The sequence below is a fragment of the Martinezella paranaensis genome, from assembly GCF_014200235.1.
GTDB classification, from domain to species: Bacteria; Pseudomonadota; Alphaproteobacteria; order Rhizobiales; family Rhizobiaceae; genus Rhizobium; species Rhizobium paranaense.
In genome coordinates this window covers 240,451-251,706 of sequence record NZ_JACHBI010000010.1, presented here as the reverse complement: position 1 = coordinate 251,706, position 11,256 = coordinate 240,451, and the positions used below count along the sequence as shown (strand labels likewise).

General features: G+C 60.6%; 12 protein-coding genes. 5 read left to right on the top strand and 7 right to left on the bottom strand.

Going from position 1 to position 11,256, the window contains the following annotated elements; genetic code table 11:
- Window positions 1-86: 86 nt before the first annotated feature.
- From GGD50_RS23225 to GGD50_RS23210, 4 genes are all read left to right on the top strand, one after another.
- Window positions 87-518: a hypothetical protein gene (locus GGD50_RS23225; RefSeq protein ID WP_183939789.1), complete on the top strand. Its 432-nt coding sequence runs from the start codon at window positions 87-89 to the stop codon at window positions 516-518.
- A gap of 611 nt (window positions 519-1,129) precedes the next feature.
- The gene (locus tag GGD50_RS23220; protein WP_183939787.1) at window positions 1,130-1,270 is read left to right on the top strand and encodes a hypothetical protein; all 141 of its coding nucleotides are present in this window, start codon (window positions 1,130-1,132) and stop codon (window positions 1,268-1,270) included.
- 123 nt (window positions 1,271-1,393) lie between these two features.
- The gene (locus tag GGD50_RS23215) at window positions 1,394-2,749 is read left to right on the top strand and encodes an NfeD family protein (protein ID WP_331371200.1); all 1,356 of its coding nucleotides are present in this window, start codon (window positions 1,394-1,396) and stop codon (window positions 2,747-2,749) included.
- 36 nt (window positions 2,750-2,785) lie between these two features.
- Window positions 2,786-3,559, top strand: a complete 774-nt coding sequence (locus GGD50_RS23210; protein ID WP_183939785.1) for a slipin family protein — start codon at window positions 2,786-2,788, stop codon at window positions 3,557-3,559.
- 23 nt (window positions 3,560-3,582) lie between these two features.
- Here GGD50_RS23210 and solA read toward each other — a convergent pair whose 3' ends face one another.
- From solA to GGD50_RS23180, 6 genes are all read right to left on the bottom strand, one after another.
- A complete protein-coding gene (gene solA / locus GGD50_RS23205; RefSeq protein ID WP_183939783.1) occupies window positions 3,583-4,752 on the bottom strand; it encodes an N-methyl-L-tryptophan oxidase in 1,170 nt (389 codons plus the stop codon).
- 9 nt (window positions 4,753-4,761) lie between these two features.
- Window positions 4,762-6,258 carry an HAL/PAL/TAL family ammonia-lyase gene (locus GGD50_RS23200; RefSeq protein WP_183939781.1) on the bottom strand — a complete coding sequence of 499 codons (1,497 nt, stop codon included), beginning with the start codon at window positions 6,256-6,258 and terminating at the stop codon, window positions 4,762-4,764.
- A complete protein-coding gene (locus tag GGD50_RS23195; RefSeq protein ID WP_183939779.1) occupies window positions 6,255-7,031 on the bottom strand; it encodes an ABC transporter ATP-binding protein in 777 nt (258 codons plus the stop codon). Before GGD50_RS23195 ends, GGD50_RS23200 begins: the two co-directional genes overlap by 4 nt.
- Window positions 7,032-7,063: 32 nt before the next feature.
- Window positions 7,064-7,768, bottom strand: a complete 705-nt coding sequence (locus tag GGD50_RS23190; RefSeq protein ID WP_183939778.1) for an ABC transporter permease — start codon at window positions 7,766-7,768, stop codon at window positions 7,064-7,066.
- 9 nt (window positions 7,769-7,777) lie between these two features.
- Window positions 7,778-8,500, bottom strand: coding sequence for an ABC transporter permease (locus GGD50_RS23185; protein ID WP_183939776.1), 723 nt, complete (start codon window positions 8,498-8,500; stop codon window positions 7,778-7,780).
- Window positions 8,501-8,614: 114 nt separating this feature from the next.
- Window positions 8,615-9,460, bottom strand: a complete 846-nt coding sequence (locus tag GGD50_RS23180) for a transporter substrate-binding domain-containing protein (RefSeq protein WP_028751980.1) — start codon at window positions 9,458-9,460, stop codon at window positions 8,615-8,617.
- 195 nt (window positions 9,461-9,655) lie between these two features.
- Here GGD50_RS23180 and hutC point away from each other — a divergent pair, with 195 nt between their 5' ends.
- Window positions 9,656-10,411 carry a histidine utilization transcriptional repressor HutC gene (gene hutC / locus GGD50_RS23175; protein WP_183939774.1) on the top strand — a complete coding sequence of 252 codons (756 nt, stop codon included), beginning with the start codon at window positions 9,656-9,658 and terminating at the stop codon, window positions 10,409-10,411.
- Window positions 10,412-10,478: 67 nt separating this feature from the next.
- Here hutC and GGD50_RS23170 read toward each other — a convergent pair whose 3' ends face one another.
- Window positions 10,479-11,069 carry a sterol desaturase family protein gene (locus GGD50_RS23170; protein WP_183939772.1) on the bottom strand — a complete coding sequence of 197 codons (591 nt, stop codon included), beginning with the start codon at window positions 11,067-11,069 and terminating at the stop codon, window positions 10,479-10,481.
- Window positions 11,070-11,256 lie beyond the last annotated feature (187 nt).

The window sequence follows — 11,256 nt, the reverse complement described above, 5'->3', positions numbered from 1 at the left end:
CAAGTGGCTCAGACCATGGGTTCGATATGAAATCGGAAGGATGCAAACTATGAACCAGTGATTGATCTTGACGGCGAAATCCTCATGTGAGCTTTTGTATCGGCTTTGTCCGCGGCCTTGTCGGCGCCCGTCATTTCCGCGATTTTCTGATCAAGCCAATGACCGGCGCTGGAGCCCACATCCATGCCGGCGGGGACGCCGGTTGTGACTCCGTCAACGGCTCCGTAGGCGCCGCCAACCACAGCGCCAGTCGCCAGACCCGCTGTAGCCCCGGACGGAACTGTTATAACTTCTCCGGGACCGGTTGGTGCTCCGACAACGGCTCCGACGCCGGCGCCAACAACAGCACCCGCCCCGCCACCGACGACGGCACCCTTTACGCCTTGGACTACTCCGTTGCCAACGCCGCCGATGAGACCGCCGACATACTTGCCCACAGTTTCAAAGTTGCCAACTCTCTCGCTTACGAGCCGGTCGCGGATGCTTGGGCCCGCAGATCAGATCCTTTTCTCGGCTGACAGCGACTGGAGTGAAAAACCAATGCGCTTAGCGCGATTGGCGAACATGCCGCCAGCAACATCGGGGCCGCTAAAGCTGAGCGCGGGTGAGGTCAAGGCTATCGAGGATTTGCGAAGCGCGGCAGCGCGGCGACGGCGTATCCTATATCTCAGGGAAACATGTCCCACGGAAACACAGGGCGTATCGACGGAGAGCCTGGAGGAGCACCTTCGGGTCAGTGAACAGACCGGTTCCAAGCTGGGATTGGTCTCGGAGGGTGCGCATTGCCGCTGGGCCTATCTGATGGTCGCCACTCGCGGCCAAATAGCTCAAGCCCCCGAAGTAACGACGTATATTAAGTCCGGCGGCTCTCAACCAGACGACCAGGTGCGCCTTATCATGAAGAGTACCGCACCCCCCATGGGCGCATCCGCCAAAGCGACGACCGGGATTCTCTCGCCAGAATGCGGCAACGTTGCGTTGTAAATATTACCGGCGTCCGGGCCGTCAGATGGCCTCGCACATGCGCTCAAGACAACCATGAGTGCAATTGACGCCAGTCTCCGCATCCCGAATCTCCTCTGGGTAATAAAGGCATGGCAGAAATATCAACCAAAAGGCGAGAGGCAATATGCAAGACGATCAAAAAACAAAATATGACAACTTCGAGCCGGAGGCTGTGACCTATTGGCAACCGCTGTTTGAAGACACGATCTCAGCTTGTGGAAAGTCGGTCGGCTCTCGCCTGCAGAATTTCGGCACCGAGCCATAAAATATCGCGGATCTATTGCGCTCCAAAGGTGGTTTCCACCTTACCGTTTGGTGGCGCCGCCATATATTTATGAACATGACTGCTCGGCGAACGATAGCGCAGTGTTTGAAGCTTTGGCGACGAGTGCCGCCAATCCTCGCCTTGATGCTGGCTCTCGCATCGGCTTTCGGCCTGACCGCTTCTCCGACATTTGCGGCGGAGCGCGTCGCTGTGGTCCTGAAGGTGAATGGTGCCATCGGCCCGGCCACCTCAGACTATATACGGCGCGGTCTTCAGCGTGCCAGCGAAGATGGCGCGACCCTGGTCGTCCTGCAGATCGATACGCCCGGCGGTCTCGACACATCCATGCGAGACATTATCAGGGCGATCCTTGCTTCACCCGTGCCCGTCGCGGGATTTGTGGCCCCAAGCGGTGCCCGGGCCGCCAGTGCCGGCACCTATATTCTCTATGCGAGCCACATCTCGGCGATGGCGCCGGGCACCAATATCGGCGCGGCCACGCCGATCGCTATCGGCGGCAACCCGTTCGGTAGCGGTTCGGAACCGGACAAGGGAAAATCAGGCGAGCCAGGCAATACACAGGGACAGCCCTCTCGCGACGCCAGCGAAGCGAAAGCGGTCAACGACGCCGTCGCCTATATTCGCGGGCTGGCCGAACTGCGCAACCGCAATGCCGATTGGGCGGAACGGGCAGTGCGGGAAGCCGCGAGCCTTTCTTCGACTGCAGCCGTGCATGAGCACGTCGTCGATTTCACGGCAGATACCATCCAAGACCTCTTGACCCAGGCGCAGGGGCGCACCGTTCGGGTCGGCCAAACGGATGTCCGTCTCGATACCGCCGGCCTTGCCGTTCGCGAATTCGAGCCGGACTGGCGGACGCGCGTACTTTCCGTGATTACCGATCCGAACATCGCGCTCATCCTGATGATGGTCGGGATCTACGGCATAATCTTCGAATTTCTCACCCCGGGGACATTTGTCCCTGGCACGATCGGCGCCATATGCCTGCTGCTCGGCCTCTACGCTCTGGCATTGCTACCGGTGAATTATGCCGGCTTCGGATTGATCGTTCTCGGTGTCGGGTTGACCGTGGCTGAAGCGCATTCGCCATCCTTCGGCGCCCTTGGTATGAGCGGTGGGATCGCGCTTGTGCTCGGCGCAGCCATTCTGTTCGAGACGGATATTCCAGGCTTTGAAGTGTCCTGGTCTGTGTTGGGCGCCATCGCCGTGGCGGCCGTTGCCTTCAGCCTCGTCGTCGCCCGACTCGCGATCCTGTCGCGCTGGCGCAAAGTCAGCACCGGCACGGAACAAATGATCGGCATGCCGGGGAAGGTCGATAGCTGGACAGGTGCCGCCGGCTACGTCATCGCGCGTGGCGAACGCTGGAAGGCAGTTTCCTCAGAGCCGCTTACCGCGGGAGACGTTGTTAGAGTGACCGGCCGCAACGGTCTGACGCTTGAGGTGACCCGCAGCACTTGAGAAACTGGCGGCTTTGGGGAAGCAGGAGGAAAAGTCATGGGCATTTTTGCAGATCTCGCCTTCTATCTGGTGGTTATTCTTATCCTGCTGCTCGTCCTCGCGTCTGCGATCAAGATCCTGCGGGAATATGAGCGCGGGGTGGTTTTCACGCTCGGCCGCTTCACCGGCGTCAAGGGACCCGGCCTGTTCCTGCTCGTCCCCTATGTTCAGCAGATGATGCGGGTCGATCTGCGCACAAGGGTGCTCGACGTGCCCGGACAGGATGTGATTTCGCATGACAATGTCTCGGTCCGCGTCAGCGCCGTGATCTATTTCAGGGTCATCGATCCCGAAAGATCGACGATCCAGGTCGAGGACTTCATGATGGCGACAAGCCAACTTGCCCAGACGACGCTGCGCTCTGTACTCGGCAAACATGACCTTGATGAGATGCTGGCGGAGCGCGACAAGCTCAACAACGACATTCAGGAAATTCTCGACGCCCAGACGGATGCCTGGGGCATCAAAGTGGCCAATGTCGAAATCAAACATGTCGACATCAACGAGTCCATGATCCGCGCGATTGCCCGTCAGGCGGAGGCGGAACGCGAGCGGCGCGCCAAGGTCATCAATGCCGAAGGCGAGCAACAGGCGGCGGCGAAGTTGCTTGAGGCAGCTGAGGTTTTGGCCAAGCAACCGGAAGCCATGCAGCTACGCTACCTGAGCACGCTGAATGTCATCGCCGGCGAAAAGACCTCGACGATCCTATTTCCCTTCCCGATGGAATTCGCCAATCTGCTCCCGCCCAAGACGGACAAGCCATCGCAATAACGCGCTCCAATCTGGCGCTATCGCTAGGCGCGAGCCAGCATCTTCCGCCCCGCAAGGAAATTCTCCATCGCCTTGAAGGAGAAGGCCGAGATGGGCAGCCCTGTGCCGCCTTCCATCGCGAGATCGGCAAGAATTTCTCCGACGACGCTCGTGAATTTGAAGCCATGGCCGGAACAGGGCGAGGCAACGACGACATTTGGCTCGCCGGGCATGAGATCGATCAGAAAATCCTCGCTTGGCAGCATCGTGTAGCGGCAGGTGATTGCATTGACGCGAACGCCGGCAGCGGCCGGTAGGCGCCTGGCGATGAAGCTGTCCAGCAGTGCCTTATCCCTGTCGTTGACGGGCGGGTTTGCCTGGTTCGGATCGATCGGCTCCATGAAATGCGCGTGGCGTCCGACCTTGATGCCGTCGACACCGATGGCCGGGAAGCCGAAATAGGAACCCTCATCGCCCTCATCGCGGAGGAAGGCGGGCATGCGATGTGGCTGCATCATGAAGCCGTCGCGCGGTTGATACCAGGCGACGACCTGGCGGATCGGATTGGCATGCTCCCGCAACTGCGGCACCAGTTCGGCGATCCACGAACCGGTCGAAACGATCACCTTACTGGCGCGATAGCGGCCAACAGCAGACGAAATCGTCACGCCGGCATCATCGGGCTCGATTGCCGTCACCTTCTCGCCGAAATGCAGGACCGCCCCATCCTCCGCCGCGAGCTTCAGATAGCCCATCACAGCCGTTTCCGGACGGAGATAGCCACCCTGCGGGTCGAGCAGCGCCATCTCGTCTTCGTCCAGCGCGAAGGCTGGAAAACGCGTCCCCATCGCCCTCCGATCCAGCTCCTCATAGGGCAGATGGTGCAGTTTGCAGGAAGCCCGCGTGCCGCTGACGATCTTGCTGTCCGGCTTGCCGATCTGCAGCACGCCGGTGATCGTCAGGATGTCGGCGCGCAGCCGCGCTTCCAGTGCCCGCCAGTTTTCATAGGCGCGCTGCAGCAACGGCACATAGGACGGGTCTTCGAAATAACCGAGGCGGATCAGCCGGCTGTCGCCGTGCGATGAACTGAGCGCATGGGCGGGAAAGTGGGCATCGATGCCGATCGTCTTGACGCCGCGCGCCGAAAGAAAGGAAATTGCCGCACTCCCCATGGCGCCGAGGCCGATGACGGCAACGTCGAACTGAGCGGTCATAAAACTATCCTATTTGGCAAAATCCGGCGGCAACGTCTCTCGAATGAGATTTCGCAAGGCTTCCATGTCGCCGCTCAAGGGCCGGTCGTCGCCATAATGCAGAACGCGGGCTCGCACCATCTCGTAGATCGCGTCGGTGCCGGCGGCGCGGCCTCCCGCGGCACTGAGGAAGTCATGCGCCTGCGCTGCTGCCATCAGTTCGATCGCAAGGATATATTCGGCATTGTCGATCACTGCGAGCAGCTTGTTTGCCGCCGCCGTCGGATGCGCGAGGAAATCCTCCTGTAGGCCGGAGGTCAGTCCGCCATCGGTACTGGCGGGTGCCGCCAATCGGCGGTTCTCGTTGGCAAGGGCTGCGGCGGTATATTGCGCGATCATGAAACCGGAATTGCTGCCGGCATCGCTTGCGAGGAAGGGCGGCAGACCGCTGACCAGCGGATTGACCAGCCGGTCCATGCGCCGCTCGCTCATCGCCGCGATCTGGGCGAGCGCGATGGCAAGGCTGTCGGCGGCTTGGCCGAGCGCCGGGGCAACCGCATGGGCTTCCGAGGAAACTACGGGATTCTCCGGCGTGCCGGAAACCGCCGGATTGTCGGTGACGGAGGCAAGCTCCTGATCGACAATGCGTGCGGAATTATCGAAGACATCGCGCGCCGCGCCGTGAGCATGCGGAATGGCGCGCAGGCTGAGAGCATCCTGTGTACGCCGGCCCAATGCCGCTGCGATGACCCCGCTGCCCTGCAGCCGGGCGCGCAAGGAAACACCGACTGCGGCAATGCCCTTGGAGTGACGCAGCGCGAGAACGGCTTCATCGAATGCAGCCACCTGGCAACCGGCTGCCTCCAGCGTCAATGCCGCGACGGCATCGGCCCAGGCAAGCAGGCGTTCGGCACGAGCCAGCGCCACGCTGGAAAGACCGGTCGCGCAGGCTGTGCCGTTGACGAGGCTCAGCCCTTCCTTCGCGCCGAGTACGAGCGGTTCAAGACCGATCGCGGCCAAGGCTTCACGTCCGGACATCGCCTTACCTGCGACCCTGGCGCTGCCCTCACCGATCAGCACCAGCGCGATGTGAGCATTGTGCGTGAGATAGCCGGCCGAACCTTTCGAGGGCACGTCGGGGATGCAGTCCTTTTCGAGAAAGGTCGAGAGATGACTGACGATTTCCGGCCTCACGCCCGAATGGCCATGGGCGAAATTGGCGATCTGGGCGGCGATGATGGCACGCACCTCGCGCGGCGCCAGCAGCTCCCCGACTCCAGAGGCGTGGCTCAAGATGATATTGCGCGACAAACGGCTCTGGGATTCACGATCGACCACCGTATCCGACAGCGCGCCGACCCCGGTGTTGACACCGTAGGCGCGTACGCCGGTCTCCACGATGCGTTCGACGATCCGGCTGGCATAGGCGATGCGTTCCCGGACGGCTGGTGCGAGTGATAAAGGCGCGCCATCTGCCACGCTGGCGACATCGCGCCAGCTCAGCACCGTTCGAAGCATGATGGTCATGACGGCGTTCCGAAATGTCCGATAAACTGGCGGAAAGCCGGCGAGGCACCACTGCCGAACATCTCCTGCGGCGGGCCGCTGCTTTCGATCAGGCCCTCGCGCATGAAGACGACGCGGTTGGAGACATTGCGGGCAAAGCTCATCTCATGCGTGACGACAAGCATGGTCATGCCCTCTTCCGCCAGCGAACGCATGACGCGCAGCACTTCGCCGACAAGCTCTGGATCGAGCGCCGAGGTCGGCTCGTCGAAGAGCATGACTTTCGGCTTCATGGCGAGCGAACGGGCAATCGCCGCGCGCTGCTGCTGGCCGCCGGACAGAAGCGCCGGATAGGCATGACGCTTATCGGCAATGCCAACCTTTTCGAGCAGCACTTCGGCTTCGGCGATGCACTCGGCCCGCGGCCGCTTCAGCACATGCACCGGCCCCTCGATGACATTCTGCAGGATTGTCATGTGGGACCAAAGATTGAACGACTGGAACACCATGCCGAGCTCGGAGCGGATATGATCCACCTGCTTCTGGCTCGCCGGCTTGGTTTTGCCGCCCTTGTGCACCATGCGGATCTGCTCGCCATCAACCCAGATTTCGCCATCCGTGGCGGTCTCCAAGAGGTTGATGCAGCGCAGAAAGGTGGATTTGCCCGAGCCGGAGGCGCCAAGCAGCGAGATGACGTCGCCATCCTGAGCATCGAGGGAAATGCCGCGCAAAACCTCGTGCGTGCCGAAGCTCTTGCGGATATTACGGACCGAAAGTCGGGTGACGCCGGGCATGATCTCTCCAATCCAGATCTAGGCCAGTTGCCTCACGCCTTCAGCGCCGCCGGAACGGCGCGACGATGGCGGGACAGACGATATTCCAGCAGGCCGAGCGCCTGCAGAATGATGAAATTCAAGATGAGATAGATGGCGGCCGCGCAGAGGAAGACTTCCATCGTGCGGTAGGTATGCGAGATCAGCCGCTGGGCAACGCCGGTCACTTCCCAGACGGTGACGAGACTTGCGAGCGCCGTCGACTTCATCATCAGTACGATTTCGGTCGAATAGGCAGGCAATGCGTGACGGAAGGCGATGGGCGCCAGGACGCGCCGCACGAGCAGGAAACCGGACATGCCGATCGAACGCGCCGCCTCGATCTCACGCGGGGAGACGGCGCGAATGCCGCCACGGAAGATCTCCGCAGTATAACCGCCGGTGCAGAGCGCAAGTGATAGGACGGCGCAGACGAAAGGCTCACGCAGCAGCGGCCAGAGAGGCCCATAGCGGATGAATCCGAACTGGGCGAGCCCGTAAAAGATCAGGAACATCTGGATGAGCAGCGGCGAGCCGCGGAAGATGAAGATGTAGCCCTTGGCGATGGCGGTGAAGATCGGATTGCCGCCGACCCGCATCCAGACGATCAGGATTGCGAGAACGCCGCCGATGGCGATCGACAGGAAAAACAGCGCCAGCGTCGTCGGCAGAGCTTCGAGCAGCGTGAGCATGGTCTGTCCGAGAAAAGCGAAATCCATGACCGATCCTCAGGCCTGGCCCATTGCAGAGGGCATGCTGCGATTGGCGCGCCGTTCGGCGCCGTTGAAGATGCGATCCGACAGGCTCGTCAGGATGAGATAGAGCGCGCCGCCCACGATGAAGAACAGGAAATATTGCCGTGTCGAACCGGCGGCGACCTGGCTGGTCCGCATCAGCTCGGCAAGGCCGGTGACCGAAATCAGCGCGGAATCCTTAAGGCTCAACTGCCAGACATTGCCCATGCCGGGAATAGCGTAGCGCAGCACCTGCGGCATGATGATCCGCCGGAACCTCAGGCCTCCATGCATTCCGATGGCCGAGGCCGCTTCAAGCTCGCCCTTGGAAACAGCGAGATAGGCGCCGCGGAACACCTCCGCCTGATAGGCGCCGGAGATGATGCCGACGGCAAGGGCACCGGCCGCAAAGGACGGCATGCCGAGAAACCCCTCATAGCCGAGGGATTTGCCGATGCTGGTGATCGCGCTCGATCCGCCGAAATAGATCAGATAGATGATGAGCAGTTCCGGCACGCCGCGAAAAACGGTTGTATAGACGTTTCCAAGCGTCTTCAGGATGAGATTGCCGGAGAGCTTCGCCGCCGCGATGATGGCGCCGAAGACAGCGCCGATCGCCAATGCGACCGCAGTGACGCACAGCGTCATCAGCGCTCCGAGCAGAAGCAGAGCGCCCCAGCCGGTCGAGCCGAAACCGATCAATTGCAATATCGCCATCTCGTTCGTTCCCCGTACCGAGCGGTCTGTTTTCTTGATTAGTCAAACATAACATGCGGGAAGCGGCATTGAAGCCGAAAGCCGGCGCCCCCCGATGGAAGCGCCGGCGAACGATCATTCCTGCGGCGAGACGTCCGTCTTGAACCACTTCATCGAGAGGTTCTTCACGGTGCCGTCGGCCAGTGCCGACTTGATTGCCGCGCTGAACATGTCGCGAAGGTCCGTGTCGGACTTGCGGACGCCGAGGCCTTCGCCGACGCCCCAGATCGGGCCGGCGACTTGCGGCCCCGTGAAGGCGAGCGCCCCGTTGGCGGCATCGAAAGCTGTCTGGAAATAGACGGCGTCGTCGAAGCCGAGATCGATACGGCCATTCTGCAGATCGAGGTCACGATCGGCGCCGGTCTTGTACTCGCGGATCGTCGCGACGTCGCCGAAGTTGTCGTAAATGAACTTGGCGTAAACGGTAGCGGCCTGGATGCCGATGGTCTTGCCCTTGAAGGCTGCCTTCAGCGCGTCGATCTCCTTAACGCCGGTCTGGCCGGGCGTCATCTTGACGGTTGCGCCGGTGCCGGCTGCGTTGGCCAGCGGGCTATCCTTCGCGGTCGCGAAAGCAGCCGGGGTCGCAGCGTAAGGAACGGTGAAATCGATGACCTGCTTGCGCTCATCGGTGATCGACAGCGCATCCATGATCACATCGAACTTGCCAGCGTTCAGAGCCGGGATCATGCCATCCCAATCGGACGCCACCAGCTTGCAGTCGACCTTGGCTCGCTCGCACAGCACCTTGGCCAGTTCCGGCTCGAAGCCGCCGAGCGTACCGTCGGAGTTGGTCAGGTTCCATGGCGCATAAGCGCCTTCGAGCGTGATGGTAACGGTTTTCCAGTCCTTCGCCTGAGCTGCAGGGCCGGCGAGAACGGCAAGCGCCAGGGCGCTGGAAAGAAGGGCATGTCTAATCTTCATCGATGTTCTCCTCTTGAGATCGAAATAGCCAATTTCTGTTTACGCCAGTCTTCGCCGGCTTGCCGGGTCGGCGACCTGCATTTGCTGGTCACATCGATCGGATAGTTGTATAGGGTACCATATGTGATATTTTGTGTTATGCAAGTGCCAAGTCGATTTACAAAGCGAAATTCGCGACTGCACAAGGATTAGGCAATGAAACGCGCTACCGATCGGAAACGTGAGCTGGCCGAAAACGACTCCGGCCCGCTTTATGCCGGCGTCAAGCAGATGATCCTTGATCGGATCCACAGCGGCGAGTGGCCGCCGAAGCATCGCGTTCCCTCGGAAAACGAGCTGGTCGTGGAACTCGGCGTCAGCAAGATGACCGCCAACCGGGCACTGCGAGAGCTTGCCAATGAAGGCGAACTTGTCCGCATCCAGGGTGTGGGCTCCTTCGTTGCCGAGCGCAAAGGCTATTCGGCGCTGTTCGAGGTGCGCAACATCGCCGATGAGATCGCCGAGCGCGGCCATGTTCATGAGGCTTCCGTCATCGTTTTGGCCCGCGAAACGGCCTCTCCCGAGGTTGCGGACGCTCTGGAGCTGGAGATCGGCGCGGCGGTTTTCCACTCGCTGATCGTCCACAGCGAAAACGGCGTTCCTGTGCAGATCGAGGACCGTTTCGTTCACCCGGAAGCAGCGCCCGAATATCTCGAGCAGGATTTCACGACGCTGACGCCGAATGCTTATCTGACGGCTGCGGCCCCGCTCAGCGGCTCGGAGCACATCGTCGAGGCAGCAATGCCGCAGCCCTGGGAATGCAAGCTCCTGACCGTCTTGAAGACCGAACCTTGCCTGGCGATCCGCCGGCGTACATGGTCGGCACGACAAGTGGTCTCCATCGCCCGCCTCGTCTATCCCGGACACCGGTATCGGCTCGAAGCGCGTAGCGGCAAGATGTTCGAGGAATGAAAAGATCGACCAACTTGTATATGGAACATAATACGCTTAAATTATGAGCACTTTGAAGCGGCCGCACTCAGCCACCTTCGCGCCTCTTTTTGCTCTTCATCGCCGGGTCCGGCAGCACCGTACCAAAAACGTGATCCCAGAAAAGCGACGAAACACCGTAATTCCCCTCGTCGGTGGAGGCATGGTGCTGCGCATGCCAGCGCTTGGCACGGTAGAGATAGGTGCCGTGCGGAATCCGCCAGTGGTGCATCGCGTGATGCATTGTTCCGTAGGTGAGATAGCCAAGCGTCATACCGACGGTGAAGCCTGATGCCACGCCAAAGCCGAAGGCCCACCAAGACGGCAACAATACACCCGCGACCATGAAAGACAGGCTGAGCCAGATCGGCGTATCGATCAACTCGGTCGGCGCGTGGTGATGGTGAATATGCATGTCGCGTACATAGACGACATGGTGCAGCACGAAGCGATGAATGAGGTATTCCACCAGCGTCCATGCGGCTGCGCCGGTTGCGATGGCGGCAAGCCAGAGCAAGGGCCGGCCATCATAGCCCCAAAGAAAATAGGCGGCGCTCAGTCCGACAGCGGTGATCGGGTAGACGACAAAATCCGCATAATAAGCGATCGCATTTGGTTTTCGCGAAAGTGAGCGCCTCATATGGCGTGCTCGCTGCATTGACTGCGAAGATTCGTCATAAGATTCTTCTTCATTCTCTACAGGCAGAAACGATTCATATGCCTCTGTCGACGCATGTTTGAGAAACGCGCGAAGAGGCGAAAGCACTTCAATATTTACACATGAGCGGGATTCAGCCCTATGTGCAGGCCGCTTCAAGGCCGAGACG

Bases quoted from the DNA above. Each gene is read 5' to 3' on its own strand.
- hutC (WP_183939774.1), top strand. From the start codon at position 9,656: ATGAAACGCGCTACCGATCGGAAACGTGAGCTGGCCGAAAACGACTCC.
- GGD50_RS23190 (WP_183939778.1), bottom strand. From the start codon at position 7,768: ATGGATTTCGCTTTTCTCGGACAGACCATGCTCACGCTGCTCGAAGCT.
- GGD50_RS23210 (WP_183939785.1), top strand. From the start codon at position 2,786: ATGGGCATTTTTGCAGATCTCGCCTTCTATCTGGTGGTTATTCTTATC.
- solA (WP_183939783.1), bottom strand. From the start codon at position 4,752: ATGACCGCTCAGTTCGACGTTGCCGTCATCGGCCTCGGCGCCATGGGG.
- GGD50_RS23195 (WP_183939779.1), bottom strand. From the start codon at position 7,031: ATGCCCGGCGTCACCCGACTTTCGGTCCGTAATATCCGCAAGAGCTTC.
- GGD50_RS23180 (WP_028751980.1), bottom strand. From the start codon at position 9,460: ATGAAGATTAGACATGCCCTTCTTTCCAGCGCCCTGGCGCTTGCCGTT.
- GGD50_RS23185 (WP_183939776.1), bottom strand. From the start codon at position 8,500: ATGGCGATATTGCAATTGATCGGTTTCGGCTCGACCGGCTGGGGCGCT.
- GGD50_RS23200 (WP_183939781.1), bottom strand. From the start codon at position 6,258: ATGACCATCATGCTTCGAACGGTGCTGAGCTGGCGCGATGTCGCCAGC.
- GGD50_RS23170 (WP_183939772.1), bottom strand. From the start codon at position 11,069: ATGAGGCGCTCACTTTCGCGAAAACCAAATGCGATCGCTTATTATGCG.
- GGD50_RS23220 (WP_183939787.1), top strand. From the start codon at position 1,130: ATGCAAGACGATCAAAAAACAAAATATGACAACTTCGAGCCGGAGGCT.